General features: G+C 62.7%; 21 protein-coding genes and 4 tRNA genes. 10 read left to right on the forward strand and 15 right to left on the reverse strand.

Features of this window, described 5'->3' with window-relative positions; all coding sequences use genetic code 11:
• Positions 1–260: 260 nt before the first annotated feature.
• A complete protein-coding gene (locus IMX18_RS17960) occupies positions 261–4,286 on the reverse strand; it encodes a bifunctional nitrate reductase/sulfite reductase flavoprotein subunit alpha (RefSeq protein ID WP_102085111.1) in 4,026 nt (1,341 codons plus the stop codon).
• A 266-nt stretch (positions 4,287–4,552) separates the two neighbouring features.
• On the opposite strand from IMX18_RS17960, the gene map reads away from it, so the two are divergent.
• Positions 4,553–5,401, forward strand: coding sequence for a type I methionyl aminopeptidase (map, locus tag IMX18_RS17965; RefSeq protein ID WP_080604847.1), 849 nt, complete (start codon positions 4,553–4,555; stop codon positions 5,399–5,401).
• Between the two features lie 225 nt (positions 5,402–5,626).
• Here map and IMX18_RS17970 read toward each other — a convergent pair.
• From IMX18_RS17970 to IMX18_RS17985, 4 genes are all read right to left on the reverse strand, one after another.
• Positions 5,627–5,703 (reverse strand) — tRNA-Asp (locus tag IMX18_RS17970).
• 13 nt (positions 5,704–5,716) lie between these two features.
• Positions 5,717–5,792: transfer RNA gene (locus IMX18_RS17975), tRNA-Val, on the reverse strand.
• 170 nt (positions 5,793–5,962) lie between these two features.
• Positions 5,963–6,039, reverse strand: a tRNA-Asp gene (locus tag IMX18_RS17980).
• A 13-nt stretch (positions 6,040–6,052) separates the two neighbouring features.
• Positions 6,053–6,128 (reverse strand) — tRNA-Val (locus tag IMX18_RS17985).
• A gap of 217 nt (positions 6,129–6,345) precedes the next feature.
• Between IMX18_RS17985 and rdgC the strand changes: the two genes are divergently transcribed.
• From rdgC to sugE, 3 genes are all read left to right on the forward strand, one after another.
• Positions 6,346–7,266, forward strand: coding sequence for a recombination-associated protein RdgC (gene rdgC / locus IMX18_RS17990; protein WP_013971401.1), 921 nt, complete (start codon positions 6,346–6,348; stop codon positions 7,264–7,266).
• A gap of 187 nt (positions 7,267–7,453) precedes the next feature.
• Positions 7,454–8,419 carry a bile acid:sodium symporter family protein gene (locus IMX18_RS17995; RefSeq protein ID WP_015269263.1) on the forward strand — a complete coding sequence of 322 codons (966 nt, stop codon included), beginning with the start codon at positions 7,454–7,456 and terminating at the stop codon, positions 8,417–8,419.
• A 223-nt stretch (positions 8,420–8,642) separates the two neighbouring features.
• Positions 8,643–8,960, forward strand: a complete 318-nt coding sequence (sugE, locus tag IMX18_RS18000; protein ID WP_009686221.1) for a quaternary ammonium compound efflux SMR transporter SugE — start codon at positions 8,643–8,645, stop codon at positions 8,958–8,960.
• 9 nt (positions 8,961–8,969) lie between these two features.
• Here sugE and IMX18_RS18005 read toward each other — a convergent pair whose 3' ends face one another.
• Positions 8,970–10,847, reverse strand: coding sequence for an MFS transporter (locus IMX18_RS18005; protein WP_015269262.1), 1,878 nt, complete (start codon positions 10,845–10,847; stop codon positions 8,970–8,972).
• Positions 10,848–11,116: 269 nt separating this feature from the next.
• Here IMX18_RS18005 and IMX18_RS18010 point away from each other — a divergent pair, with 269 nt between their 5' ends.
• Both IMX18_RS18010 and IMX18_RS18015 read left to right on the forward strand, forming a co-directional pair.
• Positions 11,117–12,295 (forward strand): MFS transporter, encoded by a 1,179-nt coding sequence (locus tag IMX18_RS18010; RefSeq protein ID WP_015269261.1) that lies wholly within the window; start codon positions 11,117–11,119, stop codon positions 12,293–12,295.
• A gap of 126 nt (positions 12,296–12,421) precedes the next feature.
• The gene (locus IMX18_RS18015; protein ID WP_054572789.1) at positions 12,422–15,898 is read left to right on the forward strand and encodes a hybrid sensor histidine kinase/response regulator; all 3,477 of its coding nucleotides are present in this window, start codon (positions 12,422–12,424) and stop codon (positions 15,896–15,898) included.
• Here the strand turns inward: IMX18_RS18015 and IMX18_RS18020 are convergent.
• The gene (locus IMX18_RS18020) at positions 15,870–17,243 is read right to left on the reverse strand and encodes a DNA recombination protein RmuC (protein ID WP_161551463.1); all 1,374 of its coding nucleotides are present in this window, start codon (positions 17,241–17,243) and stop codon (positions 15,870–15,872) included. The two genes, IMX18_RS18015 and IMX18_RS18020, sit on opposite strands and share 29 nt — an antisense overlap.
• A 231-nt stretch (positions 17,244–17,474) precedes the next feature.
• Positions 17,475–17,894, reverse strand: a complete 420-nt coding sequence (locus IMX18_RS18025; protein ID WP_024086418.1) for a tetratricopeptide repeat protein — start codon at positions 17,892–17,894, stop codon at positions 17,475–17,477.
• A 952-nt stretch (positions 17,895–18,846) separates the two neighbouring features.
• On the opposite strand from IMX18_RS18025, the gene IMX18_RS18030 reads away from it, so the two are divergent.
• The 3 genes from IMX18_RS18030 (at position 18,847) to IMX18_RS18040 (ending at position 21,231) form a co-directional block, all read left to right on the forward strand.
• A complete protein-coding gene (locus IMX18_RS18030) occupies positions 18,847–19,071 on the forward strand; it encodes a hypothetical protein (RefSeq protein ID WP_003257337.1) in 225 nt (74 codons plus the stop codon).
• A 249-nt stretch (positions 19,072–19,320) separates the two neighbouring features.
• Positions 19,321–19,803 (forward strand): hypothetical protein, encoded by a 483-nt coding sequence (locus IMX18_RS18035; protein WP_003257336.1) that lies wholly within the window; start codon positions 19,321–19,323, stop codon positions 19,801–19,803.
• A gap of 147 nt (positions 19,804–19,950) precedes the next feature.
• Positions 19,951–21,231: an OmpP1/FadL family transporter gene (locus IMX18_RS18040; protein ID WP_013971392.1), complete on the forward strand. Its 1,281-nt coding sequence runs from the start codon at positions 19,951–19,953 to the stop codon at positions 21,229–21,231.
• Positions 21,232–21,272: 41 nt separating this feature from the next.
• Here the strand turns inward: IMX18_RS18040 and IMX18_RS18045 are convergent, their stop codons facing one another.
• Positions 21,273–22,202, reverse strand: a complete 930-nt coding sequence (locus IMX18_RS18045) for a LysR family transcriptional regulator (RefSeq protein WP_217190918.1) — start codon at positions 22,200–22,202, stop codon at positions 21,273–21,275.
• 114 nt (positions 22,203–22,316) lie between these two features.
• Here IMX18_RS18045 and IMX18_RS18050 point away from each other — a divergent pair, with 114 nt between their 5' ends.
• Positions 22,317–22,577, forward strand: coding sequence for a DUF2798 domain-containing protein (locus tag IMX18_RS18050; RefSeq protein ID WP_061303109.1), 261 nt, complete (start codon positions 22,317–22,319; stop codon positions 22,575–22,577).
• On the opposite strand, the gene IMX18_RS18055 is transcribed toward IMX18_RS18050, so the two are convergent.
• The 6 genes from IMX18_RS18055 to IMX18_RS18075 all read right to left on the reverse strand — a co-directional run bounded on the left by IMX18_RS18055 (position 22,484) and on the right by IMX18_RS18075 (position 26,755).
• Positions 22,484–23,059, reverse strand: coding sequence for a hypothetical protein (locus IMX18_RS18055; RefSeq protein ID WP_223175425.1), 576 nt, complete (start codon positions 23,057–23,059; stop codon positions 22,484–22,486). The two genes, IMX18_RS18050 and IMX18_RS18055, sit on opposite strands and share 94 nt — an antisense overlap.
• 131 nt (positions 23,060–23,190) lie before the next feature.
• The gene (locus IMX18_RS18060) at positions 23,191–23,742 is read right to left on the reverse strand and encodes a glutathione peroxidase (protein ID WP_015269254.1); all 552 of its coding nucleotides are present in this window, start codon (positions 23,740–23,742) and stop codon (positions 23,191–23,193) included.
• 46 nt (positions 23,743–23,788) lie between these two features.
• Entirely contained in the window at positions 23,789–23,911 is a 123-nt protein-coding gene (locus IMX18_RS28240; RefSeq protein WP_013971388.1) for a hypothetical protein, read from the reverse strand.
• Positions 23,908–25,110 (reverse strand): MFS transporter, encoded by a 1,203-nt coding sequence (locus IMX18_RS18065; RefSeq protein ID WP_015269253.1) that lies wholly within the window; start codon positions 25,108–25,110, stop codon positions 23,908–23,910. Before IMX18_RS18065 ends, IMX18_RS28240 begins: the two co-directional genes overlap by 4 nt.
• 64 nt (positions 25,111–25,174) lie before the next feature.
• Positions 25,175–25,579, reverse strand: a complete 405-nt coding sequence (locus IMX18_RS18070) for a MarR family winged helix-turn-helix transcriptional regulator (protein ID WP_013971386.1) — start codon at positions 25,577–25,579, stop codon at positions 25,175–25,177.
• Between the two features lie 60 nt (positions 25,580–25,639).
• The gene (locus IMX18_RS18075) at positions 25,640–26,755 is read right to left on the reverse strand and encodes a glycoside hydrolase family 5 protein (protein ID WP_173896067.1); all 1,116 of its coding nucleotides are present in this window, start codon (positions 26,753–26,755) and stop codon (positions 25,640–25,642) included.
• Positions 26,756–26,847: the final 92 nt, after the last annotated feature.

Here is a 26,847-nt window from a genome sequence, read left to right on the forward strand (position 1 = left end):
AGGCGCCTTTGCCTGTATTCATCACGGTAGGGGGCCCGGGTTGATCGCCGTTGATCAGTGGGCTTTGTTGTAACTGGGATAAAGCAGGGAGTGTGCCAACCCTGTTTCCTGTACCGGCCTCTTCGCGGGCACGCCCGCTCCTACAGGGTTCTCCACGTTTATTCAGACCTGTGCAGTACCTGTAGGAGCGGGCGTGCCCGCGAAGAGGCAAGTACAGCAAATGCACATTCCAAGTGCATCACTCCCCATCTTGGAGCACATCAATACACATCCCGCCGATACCGCTTGGCCCTGCCCAGCGCTTCGACATAAGCCGCAGCCGCCGCTGCATCCATGCTGCCATGCTCGGCGACGATGACCCGCAACGCCGCATCCACATCCTTGGCCATGCGCTGCGCATCGCCACACACATAGAAGTACGCGCCCGCCTCCAGCCACTGCCACAACTGCGCGCCGTGCTCGAGCATGCGCTGCTGCACGTAGACCTTCTCGGCCTGGTCGCGCGAGAACGCTGTGTCCAGGCGCAAGTGCCCTGCAGCCTGCCAGGCCTGTAGCTGCTCCTGGTAATAGAAATCGGTGGCCGCGTACTGCTCGCCAAAGAACAGCCAGTTAGCCCCTTTCGCCCCACGTGCCTCTCGTTCTTCGAGAAAGGCCCTGAACGGCGCAATGCCGGTGCCGGGGCCGACCATGATCACCGGCACGCTGTCGTCCTCGGGCAGGCGAAAGTGCTTCGACACCTGCGGGAAGATGGCAACCTTCAGCGCCTGCGCACGGTCGGCAAGGAAGCTTGAACACACCCCTTTGCGCGCGCCATAGCGCACCGTGGACACGGTCAGGTGCACCTGCTGCGGGTGCGCCAGCGGGCTGGAGCTGATCGAGTACAGGCGCGGCTGCAAGGGCTTGAGCAGCTCCAGCCAGCTGGCCAGCGGCAGTTGCTGGGGGAAGGCGCGCAGCACATCGACCAGTTGCCGCCCCCACAACCAGTCCTGCAGCTCGGCCTTGCACTCGGGCTGCAGCAGGCGATGCAGGTCCGGGGCATTGCCGGCGAAGGCCTGCAGCTGCTGCGTGGTGACCTTGGCGATTTCCAGGTGCGCTTGCAGGGCTTCGGTCAGCGGCATGGCGGGCTGGCCTTTCAGTTCGACCATGGTCTGGCCATCGAGCTGTATCAGCGCCAGCAGCTCGTCGACCAGGGCGGGACAGTTACGCGGCCACACGCCCAGGGCATCACCGGCGGCATAGGTGAAGCCGCTGCCGCTGAGGTCGAACACCAGTTGACGGGTTTCCTTGGTAGCACCCGGGCCGTTCAGCAGGCGGTTTTCCAGCAAGGTGGCAGCCCAGGGTTGCTGCTTGCCATAGGCCGCCACGGGCGCAGGCTCGGTGACCGGTTGCGGTGCAGCAGCGCTGCTTAGCGTGGGCAGCAGCGCATCCAGCCAGGCGGCGAAGGCGTCGTCGAAGTCCGGCTCGCAGTCCACCCGCTGCAGCAGGCGCCGCCCGCCCAGCTCGGCCAGGCGTTGGTCGAGTTTGCGGCCAAAGCCGCAGAACTGGTCGTAACTGGAGTCGCCCAGGGCCAGCACGGCAAAAGGCAGTTCGGCGCAGTGGGCGCCCTCCTCGCCCTGCAAGGCTTGCCAGAATGCCGCTGCGCTGTCGGGCGCGTCACCATCGCCAAAGGTGCTGGCGATCAGCACCACGCTGGCGGCGCCCTGCAGCTGGCGCGGGCTGACCGCTTCCATGCAGCTGAGCTGCACGTCGAGGCCGGCACCGCGCAGGCGCTCGGCACAGCGTTCGGCCAACAGCTCGCCGTTGCCGGTTTGCGAAGCCCACAGCACCTGGTGCCGTGGTGCCATCAACGCCGCATCGGGCAGCACCGCCGGCTGGGCGAACAGCCCGGCCAGCAAGCCATCGACGAACAACCGGCGGTTGGCGGCCAGCGGCGCACTGGCCGGCAGACAGGGCACGCCCTCGGCGCGAGCCTGGTCCAGGCCCAGCAGAAAGCCTTGCAGGTAATGGCGCTCTTCCTCGGCCAGCACCGGAGCTGGCAGGGTGTCCAGGCCAAGCAGACGGGACAGGGTGGCGGTCGGCATGCGGGCAGGCTCCGGATTGGCAGTGTTCAGATCAAGGGCTTCGATGCGCTCACCGGCAATCCGCTCCAGGGTCACGGCACAATGCTTGAACGCCGGCTGCAGCGACAGCGGGTCGACCGCATCGCAGGTCACGGCGTTGATCGCCAGTTGCTCGCCAATCAGGTCGTTCCAGTGGAACGGGGCGAAGCAGTTGCCCGGCATGACCCGGTCGCTGATTCGCGCGGGCAGCACGGCCTGCCCGCGGCGCGAGCGAATGGCCACCTGGTCCTTTTCGGCAATGCCCAGCCGGGCAGCATCGTCGCGGTGGATTTCCACGAAGGGGCCGGGCTCCAGCTTGTTCAGCGCCGCTACCTTGCCGGTCTTGGTCAGGGTGTGCCACTGGTGCTGCACGCGGCCGGTATTCAGCACCATGGGGTAATCGGCATCCGGCAGCTCCGCCGCCGGCAACCAGGGCCGGGCGAAGAAGCGGGCCTTGCCGCTGGCGGTCGGGAAGGCCAACACCGGGCACTCGCCCTGGGCATCGCGCAACAGCGTCTGGCTGCTGCCGTCGTTGCGATAGCGCAGCGGGCTGCGCGGGTTGTCGCGGCCCGGGGCGCAGGGCCACTGGTGCGGCTGCTCGCGCAGTTCGGCATAGCCGATGCCCCGCAGGTCGTAGCCGGTGGTTGGGTTGTGAAAGCGGCGGATCTCCTCGTACACCGCCTCGGCATCGGGGTAGTCAAAGGCGTCGGCATAGCCCATGGCGCAGGCGACCCGGGCGATGATCTGCCAGTCTGGCAGGCTCTGCCCGGGCGGTTCGACGGCACGTGGCATTAGGGTGAGGTTACGCTCGCTGTTGATCATCACGCCCTCGCCTTCGGCCCAAAGTGCAGCCGGTAGCAGGATGTCGGCGTAGCGGTTGGTCTCGGTGTCGAGGAAGGCATCCTGGGTAATTACCAGTTCGGCCTGGCGCAGGCCGTCGATCACCTGCTGGCGGTTGGCGACACTGGCCACCGGGTTGCTGCAGATGACCCAGCAGGCCTTTACCGCGCCGCTTTTCATCTGCTCGAACAGCGCCACCGTGCCCTCGCCGCCTTCGTTGCGCAGGCTGCCCGGGGCCAGTTGCCACTGCTGCTCGACGAAGGCTCGGTCTTGCGCTAGCAGCGCCGAACGCTGACCTGGCAGGCCGGGGCCCATGTAGCCCATCTCGCGGCCGCCCATGGCATTGGGTTGGCCGGTCAGCGAGAACGGACCGCTGCCCGGGCGGCAGATCGCGCCCGTGGCCAGGTGCAGGTTGCAGATCGCATTGGTGTGCCAGGTGCCGTGGATGCTCTGGTTCAGGCCCATGGTCCAGCAGCTCATCCAGTTGCTGGCGCTGCCGATCCATTCGGCGGCCTTGATGATGTCGGCCTCGGCCAGCCCCGTGACGGCTGCCACCCGGTCAGGGGTGTAGTCATCGAGAAAGGCCGGCAGTTCGTCCCAGCCTTCGGTGTGGCGGGCGATGAAGTCGGGGTCGGTGTGGCCGTTACGCAGCAGCAGGTGCAGCAGGCCGTTGAGCAAGGCCATGTCGCTGCCGGGACGCACCTGCAGGAACAGGTCGGCCTTGTCGGCGGTGGCGCTGCGCCGCGGATCGACGACGATCAGCTTGGCCCCCGCCTTGACCCGATCGAGCAGGCGCAGGAACAGGATCGGGTGACAATCGGCCATGTTGGCGCCGATCACCAGGAATACGTCGGCGTGCTCGAAGTCCTGGTAGCTGCCGGGCGGGCCATCGGCACCGAGCGACAGCTTGTAGCCGCTGCCGGCACTGGCCATGCACAGGCGCGAGTTGGACTCGATGTGGCGGGTGCGGATAAAGCCCTTGGCCAGCTTGTTGGCCAGGTACTGCGCCTCCAGCGACATCTGCCCGGACACGTACAGCGCCACGGCGTCGGGGCCGTGCTGGTCGATGATGCCGCGCAGGCGCGCAGCGGCGGCGGCGATGGCCTGGTCGATACCGGTACGCGCTGGCTGCTGGCTGCGCTGCTGGCGCACATAGGCATCCTCCATACGCCCGGCGGCGGTCAGCGGCAGGTGTGCGGTGAGGCCTTTGGTGCACAGGCGGCCGAAGTTGCTGGGGTGCTGCTTGTCGCCGCTGATCTTGCCGACCTTGCCATCGGCGACGCTCATGACGATGCCGCAACCGACGCCGCAGTAGGGGCAGACGCTGCGCACTTCGCTGTTGGCCATGGGCGGGCTCCTGTAGGGAACGCAAAAAGGCGCCGGCTGCCCCTGCTTGCTGGGCAAGCGGGGCAACACGGCGCCTTTGTCGTGAAGTTTTGTGGGCTGTCGACGTTGATAGCCCTGGATGGAGGTGAAACAGCAATTTATGGGCCAGCTGTGCCGCCCCTTTCGCGGGCATGCCCGCTCCCACAGGGATATCGCAAGGCCTGAGGGCGGTGCTGCACCGGTGGGAGCGGGCGTGCCCGCGAAGAGGCCGGTACAGGCTGTGCACCATGCGATGGCAACCCCGCACCCCATGGCGCTATGCTGGGGCACATTCCAGCATGAGCCACTGCCCTCCCCCCATGTCCCAGGTGATTATCAAGACCCCCGCCCAACTCGACCTGATGCGCCGCGCCGGCCAGCTGCTTGCCCAGGTGTTCGCCGACCTCGACAGCTTCATCCGCCCCGGCGTAACCACCATGCAGATCAACGACCGCGCCGAGGCGTTCATCGTCGGCACGCTCAAGGCCCGCCCGGCGAGCAAGGGCCAGTATGGTTTCCCCTATGCGCTCAACACCTCGGTGGACCATGTGGTGTGCCATGGCATGCCCAAGGTCGATGAAGTGCTGAAAGAAGGCTCGATCATCAACGTCGACATCACCCTGGAACAAGGCGGCTATATCGCCGACTCGTCGAAGATGTACAGCATCGGGCCGATCAGCGATGAGGCGCAGCGCCTGGTCGACACCACCTATGACGCGCTATGGAAAGGCATCGAACAGGTACGCCCCGGGGCTACGCTGGGTGATATCGGCCATGCCATCCAGACCCATGCCGAAGCGGCGGGCTACAGCGTCGTACGTGAGTATTGCGGGCATGGCATTGGCCAGCAGATGCATGAAGGGCCCGAGGTGCTGCACATTGGCCAGCGCGGGATGGGCCTGAAGTTGAAGCCGGGGATGGTGTTTACCATCGAACCGATGATCAACCAGGGCGGACGCGGGACGCGCACGCTGAAGGATGGCTGGACGGTGATTACCCGCGACCACAGCTTGTCAGCGCAGTGGGAGCATACCGTGGCGGTGAACGAGGATGGGGTCGAGGTGCTGACCTTACGGGAAGAAGAGCGTCGCCGCTGAGATTGCCGGGGCTGCTTTGCAGCCCATTCGCCGGCAAGCCAGCTCCCACAGGGATAGCGTATGGCTTGAGATCAATGCGGTCGAGGTGGGAGCTGGCTTGCCGGCGATGAGGCCCTGACAGGCAATACAAGATAGTTTTTTGCTCAATGCAGAAACAAAAAAAGCGACCCTAAGGTCGCTTTCTCTGTTACTTCCGGGTGTTCAGTAGGCCCTGGAAGTGGAATATGGCGCAGCGGACGGGACTCGAACCCGCGACCCCCGGCGTGACAGGCCGGTATTCTAACCGACTGAACTACCGCTGCGCTAAACATCGAGTGGTGGGTGATGACGGGATCGAACCGCCGACCCTCTGCTTGTAAGGCAGATGCTCTCCCGGCTGAGCTAATCACCCATGTCTCTCGGTGTGGCGCGCATTCTACGGGCGACTTGGCGCTCTGGCAAGCACTTATCAAACTTTTTGCAGATTTCGCGAAAACACCAAATCGCAGGCACAAAAAAAGCGACCCTGAGGTCGCTTTCTCTGTTACTTCAGGGTGTTCAGTAGGCCCTGGAAGTGAAATATGGCGCAGCGGACGGGACTCGAACCCGCGACCCCCGGCGTGACAGGCCGGTATTCTAACCGACTGAACTACCGCTGCGCTAAACATCGAGTGGTGGGTGATGACGGGATCGAACCGCCGACCCTCTGCTTGTAAGGCAGATGCTCTCCCGGCTGAGCTAATCACCCTTCGTCTCGGTGTGGCGCGCATTCTACGGACGACCCCGTACCCTGGCAAGCACTTTTTTAACTTTTTTCAAAAAAAACCTCAGACCTTTCAAAGACCTAGCGTTGCCACGTGCATCTTTACATTCAGCTACAGCTACTGGCACTCCGACAGGGTTGGCCTGAGAGCACCGCTCGGAGAATAATGCCCGCCTTATGCATTAAGAAGAGATTGCCCCTCATGTGGTTCAAGAACCTGCTGACCTACCGTCTGACCCAGGAAGTCCCGTTCGAGCCTGAAGCGCTGGAAGCGGCCCTGGCCAGCAAGCCGGCCCGCCCCTGCGCCAGCCAGGAGCTGACCACCTATGGTTTCGTCGCGCCATTCGGCAAGGGCGAAGACGCTCCCCTGGTGCATGTCAGCGGCGAGTACCTGCTGATTGCCGCGCGCAAGGAGGAACGCATCCTGCCCAGCAGCGTGGTCAACGACGCGGTGAAGGAAAAGGTCGAAGAGATCGAGACCGAGCAGATGCGCAAGGTCTATAAAAAGGAACGCGACCAGATCAAGGACGAGATAATCCAGGCCTTCCTGCCGCGCGCGTTCATCCGCCGCTCGATGATCTTCGCCGCCATCGCCCCGCGCCTGGGCGTGATCCTGGTCAACTCGGCCAGCGCCAAGCGTGCCGAAGACCTGCTGTCGACCTTGCGTGAAGTGATGGGCTCGCTGCCGGTGCGCCCGGCCACCGTGAAAATCGCCCCGGTTGCCACCATGACCGAGTGGGTCAAGTCGCAGGAAGCTGCCGAAGGCTTCTATGTGCTGGACGAGTGCGAACTGCGCGACACTGCCGAAGACGGCGGCATCGTGCGCTGCAAGCGCCAGGACCTGACCGGCGAGGAAATTCAGCTGCACCTGAGCACTGGCAAGGTGGTCACCCAGCTGGCCCTGGCCTGGCAGGACAAGCTGTCGTTCATTCTGGATGACAAGATGGTGATCAAGCGCCTGAAGTTCGAAGAGCTGCTGCAGGAGCAGGCCGAACAGGATGGTGGCGATGAGGCTGCGCAACAGTTCGATGCCAGCTTCCAGTTGATGATGATGACCTTTGCCGAATTCCTGCCGGTGCTGTTCGAGGCGCTGGGTGGAGAAGAGATTCCGCAAGGGGTCTGACTGGTTTTGAAATGCCGGTGCTGGCCTGGGAGATATCCTCAGACCGTACTGGCCCTTTCGCGGGCTTGCCCGCTCCCACAGGTACACCACAGCTTCTGAGTACTGTGGTGTACCTGTGGGAGCGGGCAAGCCCGCGAAGAGGCCAGTGAAATTCTTGAAGCGATAAAACAAAAAGGAATTGCCCCCCATGCGTGCCCTCGCCACCCTCAGCCGCTTCGTCGGCAATACCTTCGCCCTGTGGGTGCTGGTGTTCGCCGTAATGGCCTTCCTGCAACCGCAATGGTTCATCGCCCTGAAGGTGGCCATCGTGCCGCTGCTGGGCCTGGTGATGTTCGGCATGGGCCTCACCCTCAAGCTCGATGACTTCGCCGCCCTCGCCCGCCAGCCCTGGCGGGTGATGCTGGGGGTGGTCGCGCACTTCGTGATCATGCCGGGCATGGCCTGGCTGCTGTGCCAGCTGTTCCACCTGCCACCAGAAATCGCCGTGGGCGTGATCCTGGTTGGCTGCTGCCCGAGCGGCACGGCATCGAACGTGATGGTCTGGCTGTCACGCGGCGACCTGGCGCTGGCGGTGGCCATCGCTGCGGTCACCACCCTGCTCGCCCCGCTGCTGACCCCGGCGCTGATCTGGTTCCTGGCCTCGGCCTGGCTGCCTGTGTCCTTCATGGACATGTTCTGGTCGATCCTGCAGTTGGTGATGCTGCCGATCGTGCTCGGCGTACTGGCCCAGCGGCTGCTTGGCGCGCGGGTGCAGGCGGCGGTGCAGGTACTGCCGCTGGTGTCGGTGGTGAGTATCGTGATGATCGTGTGCGCGGTGGTGGCGGCCAGCCAGGCGAAGATCGCCGAATCAGGGCTGCTGATCATGGCGGTGGTGATATTGCACAACAGCTTCGGCTACTTGCTGGGGTACCTGACCGGCAGGCTGTGCAAGCTGCCACTGGCACAGCGCAAGTCGCTGGCGCTGGAGGTGGGCATGCAGAACTCCGGGCTGGGCGCAGCACTGGCAGCGGCGCATTTTTCGCCGCTGGCTGCGGTGCCGAGTGCGTTGTTCAGCGTTTGGCACAATATTTCCGGGGCGCTGCTGTCTACCTGGTTCCGGCGTATGGGGGACCCTGTGGCAGAAGCCGAAGGTGGGGAGCTGGCCAGGCATTGAAGTTGCCTGAACTGGCCCCTTCGCGGGTGCTCCCACAGGTACTGCACAGGTCTGAAAATTGTGGAGATCCCTGTAGGAGCGGGTTTACCCGCGAAGAGGCCGGTACAGGCTTGCCCCTAGGGCTGCAGGTGTGCACCATGTATCCACTGTGAGGACGACCTCACGACGCACAGCGTGACCATTCCGGGGACGGCCCCATCATTCACAACGATGGAGACGCACCATGTCCTGGATCATCCTGTTCTTCGCCGGCCTGTTCGAGGTCGGCTGGGCCGTCGGCCTGAAATACACCGACGGCTTCAGCAAACCACTGCCCACCGTCCTCACCGTCGCCGCCATGGCCATCAGCCTAGGCCTGCTGGGCCTGGCCATGAAAGAGTTGCCGCTGGGTACCGCCTATGCCATATGGACCGGCGTCGGCGCCGTCGGCACGGTGATCGCCGGCATCATCCTGTTCGGCGAGTCCATGGCCCTGGTACGCCTGGTTAGCGTGGCGCTGATCATTACCGGCCTGGTCGGCCTGAAAGTCAGCGCCAGCTGACGCCCTCCCCTAGCGCAGGTTGCCGCGCAGGCGGCTGACCTGCTCACGCAAGGCTTCTGGCTGCGCCGCCTCCACCGGGATGGCGGCGCCTGCCACGATGGTCACCCGCGACCACAGGCGCTTGAAAAAGCCCTTGGCCGGGTCACGACTGAAGAAGCTGCCCCACAGCCCCTGCAAGGCCAACGGAATGACCGGCACCGGGGTTTCCTCGAGGATGCGGTTGACGCCGCCCTTGAACACGTCGATTTCGCCATCCCCGGTCAGCTTGCCTTCAGGGAAGATGCATACCAGCTCGCCATCGGCCAGGTACTCGGCAATGCGCGCGAAAGCACGTTCGTAGATGGCCAGGTCTTCGTTGCGCCCGGCAATCGGGATGGCGCCTGCGGTGCGGAACACGAAGTTGAGTACCGGCAAGTTGTAGATCTTGTAGTACATGACGAAGCGGATCGGCCGGCGAATCGCCCCGCCCAGCAGCAGCGCATCGACGAACGACACGTGGTTGCAAACCAGCAGCGCCGCGCCTTCGTCGGGGATGCGTTCGAGGTCGCGGTGCTGCACGCGGTACATCGAATGGCTGAGCAGCCAGATCAGGAAGCGCATGGTGAACTCGGGCACGATCCTGAAGATATAGGCGTTGACCGCGATATTGAGCAGCGACACCACCAGGAACAGTTGCGGGATGGTCAGCTCGGCCAGGCCCAGCAGGATGATGGTGAGCACTGCCGACACCACCATGAACAAGGCATTGAGGATGTTGTTGGCCGCGATCACCCGGGCGCGCTGGTCTTCGGCGGTGCGGGCCTGGATCAGTGCATACAGCGGTACGATGTAGAAGCCGCCGAACACCCCAAGGCCGACGATCGACAGCAGGATCCACCAGGCCTGGCCCATGCCCAACAGCGCCAGCCAGTCGTGCGGGGCCGCCGCAGCCGGCACATCGCCGGAGTGCCACCACCAAAGCAGGCCGAACAGGCTCAGGCCGAACGAGCCGAACGGCACCAGGCCGATTTCCACCTTGCGCCCGCTCAGCCGCTCGCACAGCAGCGAACCCAGGGCGATCCCCACCGAGAACAGGGTCAGCACCAGTGTCACCACCGTGCCATCACCGTGCAGCCAGTCCTTGGCGTAGGCCGGGATCTGCGTGAGGTAGATGGCACCGACAAACCAGAACCACGAGTTGCCGACGATCGAGCGCGACACCGCCGGCGGCTGCCCCAGGCCCATGCGCAGGATCGCCCACGACTGCCTGAAGATGTTCCAGTCCAGCGGCATTTGCGGTGAAGCGGCAGCGGCCCGCGGGATCCAGCGGCTGGCCAGGTAACCGAGCACGGCGGTGCCGACCACGCCACCAGCCACCACGGTGGCATAGCTGTCGGCCGACATCATCACCCCGGCGCCGATCGTGCCGGCGAGGATGGCCAGGAAGGTACCGGTTTCCACCAGCCCGTTGCCGCCGACCAGTTCTTCCTCGCGCAGGGCCTGCGGCAGGATCGAGTACTTCACCGGGCCGAACAGCGCCGAGTGGGTCCCCATGCCGAATAGCGCCACCAGCATCAGCGCCAGGTGGTTGGTGATGAAACCGAGCGCGCCTACCGCCATGATCGCGATCTCGGCCAGCTTGATGGCCCGGATCAGCGCATCCTTGGCGAACTTCTCGCCAAACTGCCCGCCCAGCGCAGAGAACAGGAAGAACGGCAGGATGAACAGCAGGGCGCACAGGTTGACCCAGATCGAACGGTCGCCGTCGCCCAGGCTGAGCTTGAACAGGATCGCCAGGATCAGCGACTGCTTGAACAGGTTGTCGTTGAAGGCACCCAGCGACTGGGTGATGAAAAACGGCAGGAAACGCCGCTTGCCGAGCAAGGTGAATTGCGAGGAGTGACTCATCGTCCTTGGTCCTGAGGGCTTTTCAATTGGAGGCGCGCAGGGCGCGACAAGCCACAAATCTGCATGGGAAATGCACTGACTGGCAAGCGCGGTGATTCTGTAGCAAGCCTGTCCCGGCCTCATCGCCGGCAAGCCGGCTCCCACAGGTACCGCACATGGCTTGAGATCAATGCGGTCGAGGTGGGAGCTGGCTTGCCGGCGATGGGCTGCAGAGCAGCCCCCATTTGTCATATGCTCCGATTCGGCTATTCCACAACAAGGACGTGGCAATGCTCGCCGCCATCAAACGCTACCCGCACACCGTGCGCCTGCTGCTCGGCACTACCTTCACCCTCACCGTCGCCCGTGCCCTTACCCTGCCCTACCTGGTGGTGTACCTGGCTGACAACTTCCAGCTGCCGATCAGCCAGATCGGCCTGCTGATCGGTGGTGCGCTGATCATCGCCTCGCTGCTGAGCCTGTATGGCGGCCACCTTGTGGATACCTTGCGCAACCACACCCTGGTCAGCGCCAGCACCCTGCTGTTTGCCCTGGCTTTCGTCGGCGCGGTCGCCAGCAACTCGGCGCTGCTGTTCTTTATCTGCCTGGTGCTGATCAACCTGGCCCTGGCAGTGGTCGACATCGCTGCCAAGGCGGGCTTCTGCGCATTGCTACCGGTGGAGGCACGGGCCGAAGTGTTCGCCATCAAGTACACCCTCAGCAACGTCGGCTACGCCGCCGGCCCGCTGCTGGGCGTGGCCATGCTGGAGCTGAACGACCATATGCCGTTCATTGCCTCCGCCCTGCTCGGCCTGGGTATGTGCCTGACCTACTGGCGCCTGGGGGACCGCGGCCTGCAGGCCAGTGTGCCGGACAAACCCGGGGTCGGCTTTGGCCAGGTGGCGCTGGGTCTGGCCCGTGACCGACGGCTGATATGCTTCACCCTGGGCGGGGTGCTGAGCGCGGTAGTATTCGGCCAGTTCACTGCCTACCTGTCGCAATACCTGGTGGTAACCAGCAGCCCGGCCGAGGCGGCGCGCCTGATCGGTTACCTGGTGACCACCAACGCGGTGACGGTGATTGCCCTGCAGTACCTGATCGGCCGCCGCATCAGCCGCCAGCGCCTGATGCCCTGGCTGCTGGCCGGCATGGGCCTGTTCATCGCCGGGCTGCTGGGCTTCGCCCTGGCCGGTTCGGCGCTGGCGTGGTGCCTGGCGATGCTGGTGTTCACCCTGGGCGAGATCATCGTGATCCCGGCCGAGTACATGTTCATCGACCTGATCGCGCCGGAGCACTTGCGTGGGGTGTATTACGGCGCGCAGAACCTGTCCAACCTCGGTGCGGCGCTGGGGCCGGTGATGGTGGGGTTTGCCCTGGTACATCTGTGGCCGGGGGCGATCTTCTACCTGCTGGTGTTGTCGGTGATACTGGCGGGGGTGTTTTATTGGCTGGGTACCCGCAGTAACTGATGTTGGCTGTATCGGCCTCTTCGCGAGCAAGCTCGCTCCTACAACCATCGTCTGCGCTGACGAAGCGGCACCTGCGTGCCAGACTGATTGATCGGGACCGCGTTATCTTTTTGCTTCGGAGTCTTCATGTCGTTGTCCAGCGGGCTGATCGCCGTGGTCGCCCTGGCCTATATGGCCATCATGTTCGCCATCGCCTTCTACGGCGACCGCCGCAGCACGCCGTTGCCGCCGAAGCTGCGTGCCTGGGTGTACAGCCTGTCGCTGGCCGTGTACTGCACCAGCTGGACCTTCTTCGGCGCGGTCGGCCAGGCCGCCGAACAGCTCTGGGCATTCCTGCCGATTTACCTGGGCCCGGTGCTGCTGCTGATCTTCGCGCCCTGGGTGCTGCAGAAGATGGTGCTGATCAGCAAGCAACAGAACATCACCTCGATTGCCGACTTCATCGCCGCGCGCTATGGCAAGTCGCAGTCCCTGGCGGTGGTTGTGGCGCTCATCTGCCTGGTCGGCGTGCTGCCGTACATCGCCTTGCAACTCAAGGGCATCGTGCTGGGGGTGAACCTGCTGATCGGCGCCAACGCCGACGCCACCGGCACCCGCGTACAGGACACCGCACTGGTTGTATCCCTGGTGCTGGCACTGTTCGCCATCGTCTTCGGTACCCGCAGCCTGGACGTGACCGAACACCACCGTGGCATGGTCCTGGCGATTGCCTTCGAATCACTGATCAAGCTGCTGGCCTTCCTCGCCGTGGGCATCTTTGTCGTCTTCAACCTGTATGACGGCTTCGACGACCTGTTCAGCCAGGCCCGCCAGTCGATCCACCTTCAGGACTATTGGCAGGAGACCATCAATTGGCCGTCGATGGTGGTGCAGACCGCCGTGGCGATGATGGCGATCATCTGCCTGCCACGGCAATTCCACGTCACCGTGGTGGAGAACATCGAACCCCAGGACATGCGCCTGGCGCGCTGGGTATTCCCGATGTACCTGGCGCTCGCCGCATTGTTTGTGGTGCCGATCGCCCTGGCCGGGCAGATGCTGCTGCCGGGCACGGTGATCTCCGATTCGTTCGTCATCAGCCTTCCTCTGGCCGAGGCACACCCGAGCCTGGCCCTGCTGGCATTCATCGGTGGTGCATCGGCGGCCACGGGCATGGTCATCGTCGAGGCCGTGGCGCTGTCGACCATGGTCTCCAACGACATGCTGCTGCCCTGGCTGCTGCGCCGTACCAACGCCGAGCGGCCGTTCGAGGCATTCCGCCACTGGATGCTCTCTGTACGCCGGGTGACCATCGTGGTGATCCTGCTGCTGGCGTATGTCAGCTACCGCCTGCTGGGCTCCACCGCCAGCCTGGCGACCATCGGCCAGATCGCCTTCGCTGCCGTGACCCAACTGACACCGGCCATGCTTGGTGCGCTGTACTGGAAACAGGCCAACCGCCGCGGTGTGTTCGCCGGCCTGGCCGCAGGTATTTTCCTGTGGTTCTACACCCTGGTGCTGCCGATTGCCGCGCATAGCGTGGGCTGGTCGCTGCAGCTGTTCCCAGGGTTGGCGTGGCTGCACGGCAACCCGCTTGACCTGCCGATCAGCCCACTGACCCAGGGTGTCGTGCTGTCGCTGGCGGGCAACTTCACTCTGTTCGCCTGGGTCTCGGTGCTTTCGCGCACGCGGGTTTCCGAGCATTGGCAGGCCGGCCGCTTCATCGGCCAGCAGACCAGCGCCAGGCCCAGCAGCAAGCCGCTGCTGGCGGTGCAGATCGACGACCTGCTGACCCTGGCCTCGCGCTTCGTTGGTGAAGAACGCGCCCGGCAGAGCTTCATCCGCTTCGCCTACCGCCAGGGCAAGGGCTTCAACCCCAACCAGAACGCCGACGGCGACTGGATCGAACATACCGAACGCCTGCTGGCCGGCGTACTCGGCACCTCGTCGACCCGCGCCGTGGTCAAGGCCGCCATCGAAGGCCGCGACATGCAGCTGGAAGACGTGGTGCGTATCGCCGACGAAGCCAGCGAGGTGCTGCAGTTCAACCGCGCCCTGCTGCAAGGGGCAATCGAGAACATCAACCAGGGCATCAGCGTGGTCGACCAGAACCTGCACCTGGTGGCCTGGAACCGCCGTTACCTGGAACTGTTCAACTACCCCGACGGGCTGATCAGCGTGGGCCGGCCGATCGCCGACATCATCCGCTACAACGCCGAGCGTGGCCTGTGCGGACCGGGCGAGGCGCAGGTGCACGTGGCGCGTCGCCTGCACTGGATGCGTCAGGGCCGTGCGCACTCCTCCGAGCGCTTGTTCCCCAATGGCCGGGTGATCGAGCTGATCGGCAACCCGATGCCGGGCGGCGGTTTCGTCATGAGCTTCACCGACATCACCCCGTTCCGTGAGGCCGAGCAGGCCCTGCGCGATGCCAACGAACGCCTGGAGCAACGGGTGGCGGAACGCACCCAGGAGCTGTCGCAACTGAACCAGGCGTTGTCCGAAGCCAAGAGCCGTGCCGAAGCGGTGAGCCAGTCCAAGACCCGTTTCCTGGCTGCGGTCAGCCATGACCTGATGCAGCCGCTGAACGCGGCCCGGCTGTTCTCCGCCGCCTTGTCGCAACAGGCCGAGGGCATGAATGAAGAGGCCCGGCAGCTGGTGCAGCACATGGACAGTTCGCTGCGCTCGGCCGAAGAGCTGATCAGCGACCTGCTGGACATCTCACGCCTTGAAAACGGCAAGATTACCCCGGATGCCAAACCCTTTGCCCTCAACGAGCTGTTCGACACCCTGGGTGCCGAATTCAAGGTGCTGGCCGCCGAGAAGGGCCTGGAATTTCGCCTGCGCGGCAGCCGCCTGCGGGTGGACAGTGACATGAAGCTGCTGCGCCGGGTGCTGCAGAACTTCCTGACCAACGCCCTGCGCTACGGCAAGAGCCCGATCCTGCTGGGCGCACGGCGCCAGGGTGAACAGTTGTGGCTTGAAGTGTGGGACCGCGGCCCCGGCATCGCCGACGACAAGCTGCAGGTGATCTTCCAGGAGTTCAAGCGCCTGGACAGCCACCAGACCCGCGCCGAGAAGGGCCTGGGCCTGGGCCTGGCGATCGCCGACGGCCTGTGCCGGGTGCTGGGGCACAAGCTGGAAGTGCGCTCGTGGCCGGGCAAGGGCACGGTGTTCCGCGTCAGCGTACCAATTGCCCACCAGGCCGCGCCGGCGCCCGCCGCCCCGGTGGAACAGGGCGGCCAGCCACTGGCCGGGCTGCAGGTACTGTGCGTGGACAACGAAGACAGCATCCTGATTGGCATGAACAGCCTGCTCAGCCGCTGGGGTTGCCAGGTGTGGACCGCGCGCAACCGCGCCGAATGCGAAGCTCTGCTGGCCAAGGGCATGCGCCCGCACCTGGCGCTGGTCGACTACCACCTGGACGACGGCGAAACTGGTACCGGGCTGATGGGCTGGCTACGCGCGCGCCTTGGCGAGCCGGTGCCGGGCGTGGTGATCAGCGCTGACGGCAGCAAGGAAACCATCGCCATGGTGCATGCCTCTGGCCTGGACTACCTGGCCAAGCCGGTCAAGCCGGCGGCCCTGCGTGCCATGCTCAATCGCCATCTGAACCTGGTTCAGTAAGCGCTTCGTCCGGCAACGCCTCATCGGACAGCGCCCGCTCCAGCAGGTCGGCCGGCAGGCTCTTGCTGGCGCGGGCGCCCAGCAGCTTCAGCTGTTCGCTGCGGCTGACCAGGTTGCCGCGCCCTTCACACAGCTTGTTGCGCGCCGCGGCATAGGCCTTGTCCACCTGCTGCAGGCGGCTGCCCAACTCGTCCAGGTCCTGGATGAACAGCACGAACTTGTCGTACAGCCAGCCGGCGCGTTCGGCGATCTCGCGGGCGTTCTGGCCCTGGCGTTCCTGCTTCCACAGGCTGTCGATCACCCGCAAGGTGGCCAGCAAGGTGGTCGGGCTGACGATCACGATCTGCCGGTCGAAGGCTTCCTGGAACAGGTTCGGCTCGGCCTGCAGGGCTGCCGAGAAGGCGGCCTCGATCGGCACGAACAGCAGCACGAAATCCAGGCTGTGCAGGCCTTCGAGGCGGTTGTAGTCCTTGCTCGACAGGCCTTTGACGTGACTGCGCAGCGACTGCACATGCTGCTTGAGCGCAGCCTCGTCGTTGCCGGCGACGAACTGCTGGTAGGCGGTGAGGCTGACCTTGGCATCCACCACTACCTGCTTGTCGCCGGGCAGCATGATCAGAACGTCAGGCTGGAAGCGCTCGCCATCGGCGCTCTTCAAGCTGACCTGGGTCTGGTATTCGCGGCCCTTTTCCAGGCCGGCATGCTCCAACACCCGTTCGAGGATCAACTCACCCCAGTTGCCCTGGGTTTTCTGGCCCTTCAGCGCCTGGGTCAGGTTGGTGGCTTCGTCGGACAGGCGCAGGTTGAGTTGCTGCAGGCGCTCCAGCTCCTTGCCCAGCGAGAAGCGCTCGCGGGCTTCCTGCTGGTAGCTCTCTTCCACGCGTTTTTCGAAAGCCTGGATGCGCTCCTTGAGCGGGTCGAGCAACTGGCCGAGATGCTGCTGGCTGGTCTGGGCGAAGCGCTGCTCGCGCTCGTCGAAGATCTTGGTAGCCATGTCGGCGAACTGGGCGCGCAGGGTGTCGCGGGCTTCCTGCAGGTCTTCCAGGCGCTGCTGGTGGCTTTCCTGCTGCTCGCGCAGTTCGGCGTCCAGGCGTGCGGTCTGGGCCTCCAGGCGACGCAGTTCGGCTTCGCGGTTGGCACGTTCGAGGTTCCAGGCGTGAGCGGCATCACGGGCATTGTCACGGTCGATCTGCAGCAGTTCCAGCTCACGGCCCTGGGCGGCCAGCTGGGTCTGCTTGACGGTGTTGGCTTCGCTGAGATCGCTGATTTCATCGCGGCTGGCGTCCAGTTGCGCCTGCAAGCCGGCCAGGGCCAGCTGGGCAGCATTGAGGCGCTCTTCGAGCAAAGCCTGTTCGCCTTGCCGCGTGCCCTGGCGACGCTGCACCTGCATGACCCAACCCAGGCAAGGTAATGCACCTGCCACCAAGCCCAGCAGAATGCTGGCCAGATCCACTGTCATGCTTACCCCGAATGATCCTGGATGAATGCATCGCAGCTTATCAGCCTGAGCGGTGTGTTGCCTGTTCCGGCCTCTTCGCGGGTAAACCCGCGAAAAGGCCAGTGCTGGCAATACACCTCAGGCATGGAACCACTGCCGCAAAAGCCGCCGTGCTTCCTGCGACCCTTGCCCTGCCGCCAGCTCCAGCCAGTACCGCGCCTGCTCCGGCTCGTTGTGCTGGCACAGCCGTGCATACTCCAGTTGCGCGCGCCGATCACCGGCGCGGGCCGCCTGGCGCAGCAGTTCATGGCCAATACGCCGGTCACGGGCATTGCCGCAATCACGGCACAACATCTGTCCCAGGCGGCTTTGCGCCACTACCACACCCTGACGCGCCGGCTGTTTCAACAGGCGCCCGGCCAAGTGCTTGACCTGCGGCTTGTCACCCAGGCGCGGGTTGTCGAGCAGCCACAAGGCCACTTTGAGGGAGAAACGTTTGGGGGGAGGCGCAGGCGTCGATGCAGCAGGGCTGGCGAGGTGTTTACCGCGAAACTTCATGAGCAACAGGATTGGCAACTCGAAAGGCGCGCCACTCTACCCTTTTTTTTGCGACATGGCCTTCCGATTTCTGCAGGATTGAAAAAATTTTCAATGATCTTTTCTTGACGTTTTCAAGTGGATGACCAACTGGCCTCCTGAAGCATGTAGATTGTCGGACAGTTCACTGTATTGCTGGCACGCCCGTCCTAGAGCAAGCGCCAGGGACAATCCACAGTTCCTGTGGATAACTCGGTGGACAACCCCCTGGCATCCCCCGCAAACCCCTATGAATTGGGGCTTTCGCTCAAACTGACGATTTTTTCACCAGCTAAAAATAGTGTTTTTTTTCATTGACTTAACCGGCCAGTCAAGGCATTGGCGAGGCTGTCATCGCATGCTGCAAGGCAGTTGCAAGCGCTGCTCCAAATGTGAACAAGTGCACCAAAAACCTTCAATTGAATGCACGAAATCGGTACATCAGGCCGGATACGGGGCTTTTGCAGCCCCTTCCCATCAGGGAAAATACGCGCCATACTGCGCGGCTAACCTGTATTAACACAAAGTCCTTGCCAAGCACCTGTATTTTCGCTAAGGTGCGCATCGTTAGTACCAAGCTGAAAGTCAATTCTGGCCTTAAGCGTCCTTGCAGACACACTCCTCCCAAGGGTGACGCTGCTGAAACCAGGACCGGCCCATTCGATGATTCACTCGCCAGCCCTGCGCTGTTCAAGCACGAATCACGTGACAGATTGATCAGGATCCCACCCCGACGGCCTAGAACCTTGGCCCCGGCGTGCTGCCTGTCCTCTGAAGTACCTACCAGTCAGCCCACGCGCCCACCTTTGATTGCGCTCCCTCTGGCTGCCCTGTTCCAGTCAGGTTCGTTCGTCCCTTAATAAAGGCGTCACTGGAACGTTTCTATCATGCACGGATCATAACTCCCGTGTTTAAAGCAGGAACCTCCAACAATATGCAAACTCATCATCAGATTCAGGCTGCCATTGGCACCCTCTCCCAGGCCTTCTCGCCGTTGAAGTGCCTTATCGTTGCCCCTCGCAAAGGCAGCTTCAGCTTCACCCTGGTAGACGAACACGGCGTCGCCTGCCACACCGAACGCCTGTACCCTGAACAGTACAGCCGCAGTGAACCGCTGCAGGCGGTCATCGCTCGAACCCGCCAGTCGCTCACCGCGTGAGCGGCGAATGCTGCGGTATTCAAGCGCTGAATCATCCCATCGCAAGCCTGCCTGAACGTTCGTGGCGTAATTGCCTTAAGGCATATAGCCAAGTACGTCAGGCAGCAATCGATTTAAAAACAGCCCTTTACACCACGATTATCACACTACACTTCAACTCGAGCGGTGCTTGCCGCTTCCGGCGGGCCTGATCACTCACCAGCTGCCAAGCTCCAGCGCCCGTCCGGCCCTTAACTGCTCGAGGGCATCATGGGTATCGCGGCGAATGAATTGTGTCAGTATGTGATCCGACCCACCCTGGTCTACCTGAACCGTCACTGCGCCAGCGCCGAAGCCTTGTTGCTTGGCATCGCCGCCAGCCAGTCGGCCCTGGGGTCGGCCTTGCACGACCGTCGTGGGCACGGTCTGTACCGTATTGGCGAACACCGTCACCAGGCTATCTGGGACGACTATCTTGCCCGTGACCCCGACCTGGCCAGCCTGGTCCGCGGCCTGGCCAGCCAGCACGCCTTCCTCGGCGGCCCGCACCTGGAACTCACCGTCAACCTGCGTTATTCAACCGCGATTGCCTGGATGCTCATCGAAGAGCAGGCCACGCCACTGCCGGCCGCCGATGACCTTCTCGCACTTGCGCGAATCTGGCGACAGATTTTCAACCCCCAAGGTCGCCTGCGCGACTTCACACACGCCTGGCATACCTGCATAGATCAGAGATTGCCGCAGGCATCTTAAGACGCGTCCTACAACGCACCCGGAAAAAAGGGAATTTTGGTCGGATTGTCCTACAAAACCGCTCTATCTCCTGCGATTGAGGCTATAGCGCGGCGCGTGATTTGTTGGTAGCTTTTCGCCCCGGAGATCCCAAGGAGTTTTCTAATAATGAAAAAAGTAATGCTCAAAGCCTCCCTCGGCGTAGCCGTTGCACTTGCTTCCAGCCAACTGCTCGCCGCAGGTTTCGCGCTGAACGAACAAAGCATCAGCGGCATGGGAACCGGGTTTGCGGGACGTTCGTCTTCTGCCGAAGATGCCAGCACGGTGTATGGCAACCCTGCGGGCATGTCTCGCCTCAAGCGCGAACAGGTCACCGTGGGTGGCGCGGCTGTCATTGCCAAAACTGATATTTCGGGTCGTGGTAGCAATTTCGGGGGGGAAACCGATGGCGACATGGTCCCGGTCGTGGGTGTACCCATGGGCTATTACGTCAAACCGATCGATGATCACTGGAGCGTCGGTTTCGGCGTTTACGTGCCATACGGCCTGATCACGGACTACGGCAGCGACGACGCGGCACGCTACTGGGGCAAGAAGAGCAAGGTCGAGGTCGTCACCTTCCAGCCAACCATCAGCTATGCCTTCAACGACAAGGTGTCGATCGGTTTCGGTCCGACCATCAACCGTATCAAGGGTGAACTGGGCTCGAATCTGTCCAGCAAGGCGCTGCTGGGCCCGAACGGGCCGGATGGCGAAATCAAGATCAAGGGCGACGACACCGCGATCGGTTACAACATTGGCGTCCTCGTACAAGCTACAGACCGTACCCGCCTGGGCCTGACCTATCACTCGATGGTCGACTACAAGCTTGAAGGCGACACGCGAGTGTCGTACCCGATTGCAGCCCTCGGCCTGAACGGCAAATTCGACGCCAGCCTGAAAATAAAGACGCCAGAATCGGTGGACTTCTCGATCACCCATGAACTGGATGACCAGTGGACACTCTATGCGGGTAGCACCTGGACTCGCTGGAGCCGCCTGGAGAGCATCGTTGTCAAGAACGAAGCACCGGCGGGCTACCCACTGCAGACCATCACCGAAGAGCAAAACTGGCATGACACCTGGGCACACGCCATTGGTGCTGCCTACAAGGTGAACAAGGAGTGGACCCTGCGTGCAGGCTTCTCCGTCGACCAGTCGCCCACCAACAACCATGATCGCTCGCCACGCATTCCTACCGGCGACCGCAAGGCTGTCAGCTTTGGTGCCGGTTGGAGCCCGAACGACGACATGACCATCGATGTTGCCTACTCGTATCTGTGGGAAGAGGATACCAAGGTGAACAATGTGTCCGGCTCGCCGACACAACAGGCGCTGAAAGGCACCTATCAGGCCAAGTATGAGAACAGCGCTCACGGTATTGGTGCATCCCTTACCTACCGCTTCTGATTCATACGCGTGACATGAAAACCGCCCTCGTGGCGGTTTTTTTACATCTTCACCTGCCAGTCATCGCCCAGGCATTCGCGCAGGTAGTCCATGAACACCTGTACTTTTGCGGTCATGGCAAAGCGGTCGGCCAGGCACAGATAGATATCCATCGGTTCGGTCTGGGCATAGGCCTGGCCGCTATCGCTGTATTCGAACAACGGCACCAGCACCCCGTTATCCAGATGCGGCCTTACGATGAACTCGGCAAGGCGGGTGATGCCGCCATCGTGCAGCGCCATCTGGGTCAGGGCATCGATGTCGTCGCTGATCAGGACACTACCGAACTCTGCCTCGAACCGCAGCCCGTCGCGCATGAACCCCCAACGCAGGAAGCGTCCATCCACCGGGTAGCGGAACACCAGGCAGCGGTGCTCACGCAACGCCTCGGGCGTGGCCGGCACGCCGGCGCTTTGCAGGTAACCGGGCGAGGCACAGCATATGAACGGTATACGGGCGATATGCCGGGCCAGCAACTGGTCTTCGAGTTGCGGGGCAATGCGCAGGCTCACGTCCACATCCTCCCGCGCGTGGTTGACCCGGCGATCAGTCGTTACCAACTCTATCGAAAGCAGTGGGTAGCGGGCACTGAACGCAGGTATCAATGGTGCCAGGACATGGCGACCGAAGGCGGATGTCGAAGCAATGCAGAGCCGTCCTTGGAGTTCACTGTCGGGGGTGGTGACAGCCTGTTCGGCCATGGCCAGATCGCGCTCGATGTGCCTGACGCGTTCGTAATACTGGGTACCGGCGGGTGTCAGCGCCATGCTGCGGGTGGTGCGGCTGAGAAGGCGAACCTGTAAGTGACCTTCCAGGCGTGCCAGGTTCTGGCTGACCGCAGCCGGGCTCAGGCCCAGGTTGCGGGCACCGGCGGCGATACTGCCGGCCTCGACAACCTTGATGAAGCTGCGAATGGCGTTGAGCAGGTCCATGCTGAGCCCTTTGATTCGTAAGAATCTCTTTATAAAGAACTCAATACGACTGGTCTACAACTGTTGCCAGGTGCGTTGCTAACCTGCGTCTCTACTTACTTTTCAGGAGTTCACATGAGCAACTTGTCCCAGGCACGCAGCCGACGCAAATTGCATCCCGCCGCCACGCCTTACGTTTTTGCCTTTTACATGTCGTCGATCATGGCGCTATTGATGTGTTTCGTGATCACGGCAGCGAATGCGGGGGTCAACCCTGAGTACCTTGGCAACGTGCTGAAGGCTTACCAATTGGCAATGCCTGTGGCGTTCGTTTGTGTATTGATGGTCAGGCCGGTGGTGGTGCGGTTGGTGGCGATTACTGTGCATGCAAAGTGAAGTAACCCCAAAGCCCAGGCAAGCCCCCTGCTCTTGCTCTTGCTCTTGCTCTTGCTCTTGCTCTTGCTCTTGCTCTTGCTCTTGCTCTTGCTCTTGCTCTTGCTCTTGCTCTTGCTCTTGCTCTTGCTCTTGCTCTTGCTCTTGCTCTTGCTCTTGCTCTTGCTCTTGCTCTTGCTCTTGCTCTTGCTCTTGCTCTTGATCTTGATCTTGATCTTGATCTTGATCTTGATCTTGATCTTGATCTTGATCTTGATCTTGATCTTGATCTTGATCTTGATCTTGATCTTGATCTTGATCTTGATCTTGATCTTGATCTTGATCTTGATCTTGATCTTGATCTTGATCTTGATCTTGATCTTGATCTTGATCTTGATCTTGATCTTGATCTTGATCTTGATCTTGATCTTGATCTTGATCTTGATCTTGATCTTCGCGACTTCAGGAGGCCGAGCAGAGGTCTTGCGGAGGGAGGTGACGGGCATCCATGCCCGTCACCTCCCTCCGCAGTCCCTTCGCTCGGCCTCCTGAAGTCGCAATCTGCAGCGCCTGCACTATCGCGCACTTAGAAGCAAAAGCCAAAGCAAGAGCAAGAGCAAGAGCAAGAGCTGCTAGGTTATGGCTGGGAGGCAATGGCCTTTTCGATGGCTGCCCGGAATGCTGGATCATCCGGCTTGGTCAGGCTGGAAAAGTTATCAATCACCTTGCCCTTTCGGTCCACCACGTACTTGTAGAAATTCCACTTCGGCGCACTGCTCTGGCTTGCCAGCTCCGCGAACAGCGGTATCGCATCCGCCCCCCGCACCGACTGTGTCTTGGTCATGGTAAAGGTAACGCCATAGTTGGCATAACATACCTTGGCTGTCTTCTCGCTGTCGGCGTCCTCCTGCTTGAAGTCATTGGACGGCACGCCAAGCATTTCCAAGCCTTGCCCGTGATATTCCTTGTAGGTCGCTTCAAGCCCCTCGAACTGCGGCGCGAAACCGCAGTAACTGGCCGTATTCACCACCACCAGGGGCTTGCCGGCAAAGCGCTCGCACAGGTCCACCTGCCCCTTGCCCCGCAACTCTGGCAGGCTGCCCTGCAACAACGCCGGGCAATCAGCAGCCCAGCTCGATGCGCTGGCAAGCAGGGCCAGCACCGGCACCGTCAACCAATGTGCACGCATGACTCTTTTCTCCCGCAAGACAATCCTCGAACTTGCAGGGTAGCGCCTAACAAACACTCATGCCCAGTTGCATCAACGCCATCCCGCCCTTGTGCCAGCCCCACCACACCAGCGCCAGCAACGACAGGGCGGCGAGGGCCAGTAGCCCTCGAGCCAGGTAGCGGTTCATGCGGCCTGGGCCTGCAGGCGGGCAACCGGGCGTTCGCGCACGGGCCAATTGAGGGCGGCAGCCAGCAGGCTGAGCAGGATGGAAATCTGCCAGACCAGGTCGTAGCTGCCGGTGCGGTCATACACCACCCCGCCCAACCAACCGCCCAGGAAGGCACCCAGCTGGTGGAACAGGAAGACGATACCGCCAAGCATGGACAAGTTGCGCACGCCGAATACGGTGGCAACGGTACCGTTGGTCAACGGCACCGTGGACAACCACAGCAGGCCCATCGCGATGCCGAACAGATAAGCACTGAATTCGGTCACCGGCGCCCAGAGGAACAGCACGATCACTACCGCACGCAGCAGGTACAACCCGGTCAGCAGGCGCGGCTTGGACATGCGCCCACCCAGCCAGCCGGCAGTGAAGGTACCGACGATATTGAAAAGGCCTACCAGCGCCAGCACCGTGGTGCCGGTAGTCGCGGCCAGATGCTGGTCGACCAGGTAGGCCGGCAGATGCACGCCAATGAACACCACCTGGAAACCACAAACGAAAAAGCCCAGCGCCAGCAACCAGAAGCCTGAGTGCGAGCAAGCCTCGCGCAAAGCCTGGCTCAGGGTCTGTTCGGCTCCATGAGTGGGCAGAGGCCGGTCGCGCAGCAGGCCGACGAAGGGCACGATCAGCGCCACCATCAGGCCCAGTACCAGCAACGCTGCGGACCAGCCCAGCCACTGGATAAGGCCGAGAGTGCCCGGCAACATTGCGAACTGGCCGAAAGAACCGGCAGCGCTGGCAATGCCCATGGCCATGCTGCGCTTTTCCGCCGGCACGGCACGCCCGACCACGCCGAGGATGACCGAGAACGAGGTGCCGGACAGACCGATACCGATCAGCAAGCCGGCACTCAGCGACAACGACCAGGCCGAGTCGGCCATGCCCATCAACACCAACCCGGCAGCGTAGAGAATACCGCCAATGATCACCACCCGCGCCGCACCCATGCGGTCGGCCAGGGCGCCGGCGAACGGTTGCGCCAGCCCCCAGATCAGGTTCTGCAAGGCAATGGCGAAGGCAAACACCTCACGCCCCCAGCCGAAGTCCGCGCTCATAGGCGCCAGGAACAGGCCGAAGCCGTGCCGCACACCCAGGGATAGCGCCAGGATCAGCGCTGCCCCCACCAATACCCACCCGCTGGTTCGCCACACCGAAGTCATTGTCGTTATCTCCAGCACATCGCAAGGTTTTACGGGTATATACCCGCTTATAGTCGTATCAATTTCAAGCCAGCTGGTTCAGCAAACGGACCAGTTCATCCCGCTGCCCTGCCCCCAGCCGCTCCACCAACTCTGCCTGTGCCTGTTCCCAGGCCGGATGGGCCGCGTGCAGCAACTGGGTACCGGCCTCGGTCAGCAGCACCACGCGGTTGCGTTGGTCGTCACCATCGGCCAAGGCCACCAGCCCTTCAGCCTCCAGCACCCGTAGGTTGCGGCCCAGGGTACTGCGCTCCAGGCCCATGGCCTCCGCCAGGGTGGTGATACTGGGACGATCGAGCCGCTGCAGATGACGCAACAGGGAAAACTGGGCGACATTGACCCCAAAGCTGGCAAGGGCCTCGTCGTAATGCCGGCTCACCCCACGGGCGGCGCGACGCAGATGGGTGCAGATGCATTCACTGGTCAACATGGATACGTGTATATACCCGCATCATGTGTGTTGCAAGAGTTTTCACGACTGTCAGACACCTCAGCCTGGGTTCAGGCGCTTGCGAATCGGCTCGAACTCCACCGTGGCCTTGCGCGCCAGCGGGTCTGGAGCGCCCTGCTCGATTGCCTGCCAATAGCGCCACGGTACCCTGGTCGAGCCCAATTCGTAGTCCATGCCGTCCCAGTTATCTTCACGGAAGCTGTAGAAGGCCCAGTGCAACCGGTGGCGATCCAGCACGCTGAGCACGTCTTCCAGGTATTGCCGGCAGCCCGGCAGCCTGCGCATGCAGCCGAACTCACCCACCACCAGCCGCGAGCGGGGCACGTTCATGGCCGCGGCCCAATCCAGCGGCTGGCGCAGGTATTGCGCCACACGCTGGCCATCCCACTGCTGCGTCTGCCCCGCAAACGGTGCCGGGCCGGGATAGGCGATGGGTTGCTTGCGCGTCATGTTCGGTGCACTGGTCACCAGATAGGGCTCGTACATGTGCACGCTGTACAGCACCCGCTGGTCTTCCAGGGGAGCCGGCCAGTAACCGAAGGCATCAGCGGCGGCGAACCAGCCGGCATCGAGCATGACCGGCGTGTCCGCGTCCTCCTCGCGAATGGCCGCTATCAACTGCCGATACAGAGCCGGCAGATCACGCGCACTGCCCTGCTGCCCTGCATACCACTGCTGCATTTGCCCAGGGTCGGCATGCTCGGCCAGGCCACCGTGCTTCTCCGGGGCGGGCTCGTTGACCAGGTTGTAGGCGGCGATGGCCGGGTGACCTTTCAGCTCATGGGCCAGATCCCGCCAGAAGGCCGCAGCCTGCAACCAGTAGCGTTTGTCCTGCCAGAGGCGGTCGTCGAACTGGCCATGGTTGTTTTGCGACCAGCGCATGCCGGGTAGCGAGAGCGGTGCGATGACCACCTTGAGGCCGGCTTGGTGGGCGCGGTCGAGGGTGGCTCGCAGCGTTGCCAGGTCGGCGGCAGGCAGGCCTTGGTAGGCATCGGCATCGCCGAGGAGGAAATCGCGTTCCGCCGGCTGCCATTTGTCGTAGGACAGCCGCACCCAGGTCGCGCCATAACCGCTCAAGGCGTCGAAGTAGGCTTGGTCAGGTGGCAGCCGGTTGAAGCTGTTGCCACCGTGGCGGGGGGTGTTCCAGAAAGCCATGAGATCGGCTGCCACGGCGGCAGGCCCCATGGCCAACAAAAACGCAGCAAGAATGACATGACGCATGGTGCCGACACTCCTCGACAGTTTGC

It is taken from the genome of Pseudomonas shirazica (assembly GCF_015168335.1).
GTDB classification, from domain to species: Bacteria; Pseudomonadota; Gammaproteobacteria; order Pseudomonadales; family Pseudomonadaceae; genus Aquipseudomonas; species Aquipseudomonas asiatica.

Bases quoted from the DNA above. Each gene is read 5' to 3' on its own strand.
- IMX18_RS18030 (WP_003257337.1), top strand. From the start codon at position 18,847: ATGCAAACTCATCATCAGATTCAGGCTGCCATTGGCACCCTCTCCCAG.
- rdgC (WP_013971401.1), top strand. From the start codon at position 6,346: ATGTGGTTCAAGAACCTGCTGACCTACCGTCTGACCCAGGAAGTCCCG.
- sugE (WP_009686221.1), top strand. From the start codon at position 8,643: ATGTCCTGGATCATCCTGTTCTTCGCCGGCCTGTTCGAGGTCGGCTGG.
- IMX18_RS18050 (WP_061303109.1), top strand. From the start codon at position 22,317: ATGAGCAACTTGTCCCAGGCACGCAGCCGACGCAAATTGCATCCCGCC.
- map (WP_080604847.1), top strand. From the start codon at position 4,553: ATGCGATGGCAACCCCGCACCCCATGGCGCTATGCTGGGGCACATTCC.
- IMX18_RS18025 (WP_024086418.1), bottom strand. From the start codon at position 17,894: ATGAAGTTTCGCGGTAAACACCTCGCCAGCCCTGCTGCATCGACGCCT.
- IMX18_RS17960 (WP_102085111.1), bottom strand. From the start codon at position 4,286: ATGGCCAACAGCGAAGTGCGCAGCGTCTGCCCCTACTGCGGCGTCGGT.
- IMX18_RS28240 (WP_013971388.1), bottom strand. From the start codon at position 23,911: ATGAACCGCTACCTGGCTCGAGGGCTACTGGCCCTCGCCGCCCTGTCG.
- IMX18_RS18065 (WP_015269253.1), bottom strand. From the start codon at position 25,110: ATGACTTCGGTGTGGCGAACCAGCGGGTGGGTATTGGTGGGGGCAGCG.
- IMX18_RS18015 (WP_054572789.1), top strand. From the start codon at position 12,422: ATGTCGTTGTCCAGCGGGCTGATCGCCGTGGTCGCCCTGGCCTATATG.
- IMX18_RS18005 (WP_015269262.1), bottom strand. From the start codon at position 10,847: ATGAGTCACTCCTCGCAATTCACCTTGCTCGGCAAGCGGCGTTTCCTG.
- IMX18_RS18075 (WP_173896067.1), bottom strand. From the start codon at position 26,755: ATGGCTTTCTGGAACACCCCCCGCCACGGTGGCAACAGCTTCAACCGG.
- IMX18_RS18035 (WP_003257336.1), top strand. From the start codon at position 19,321: ATGGGTATCGCGGCGAATGAATTGTGTCAGTATGTGATCCGACCCACC.
- IMX18_RS18040 (WP_013971392.1), top strand. From the start codon at position 19,951: ATGAAAAAAGTAATGCTCAAAGCCTCCCTCGGCGTAGCCGTTGCACTT.
- IMX18_RS18055 (WP_223175425.1), bottom strand. From the start codon at position 23,059: ATGCCCGTCACCTCCCTCCGCAAGACCTCTGCTCGGCCTCCTGAAGTC.
- IMX18_RS17995 (WP_015269263.1), top strand. From the start codon at position 7,454: ATGCGTGCCCTCGCCACCCTCAGCCGCTTCGTCGGCAATACCTTCGCC.
- IMX18_RS18070 (WP_013971386.1), bottom strand. From the start codon at position 25,579: ATGTTGACCAGTGAATGCATCTGCACCCATCTGCGTCGCGCCGCCCGT.
- IMX18_RS18045 (WP_217190918.1), bottom strand. From the start codon at position 22,202: ATGGACCTGCTCAACGCCATTCGCAGCTTCATCAAGGTTGTCGAGGCC.
- IMX18_RS18060 (WP_015269254.1), bottom strand. From the start codon at position 23,742: ATGCGTGCACATTGGTTGACGGTGCCGGTGCTGGCCCTGCTTGCCAGC.
- IMX18_RS18010 (WP_015269261.1), top strand. From the start codon at position 11,117: ATGCTCGCCGCCATCAAACGCTACCCGCACACCGTGCGCCTGCTGCTC.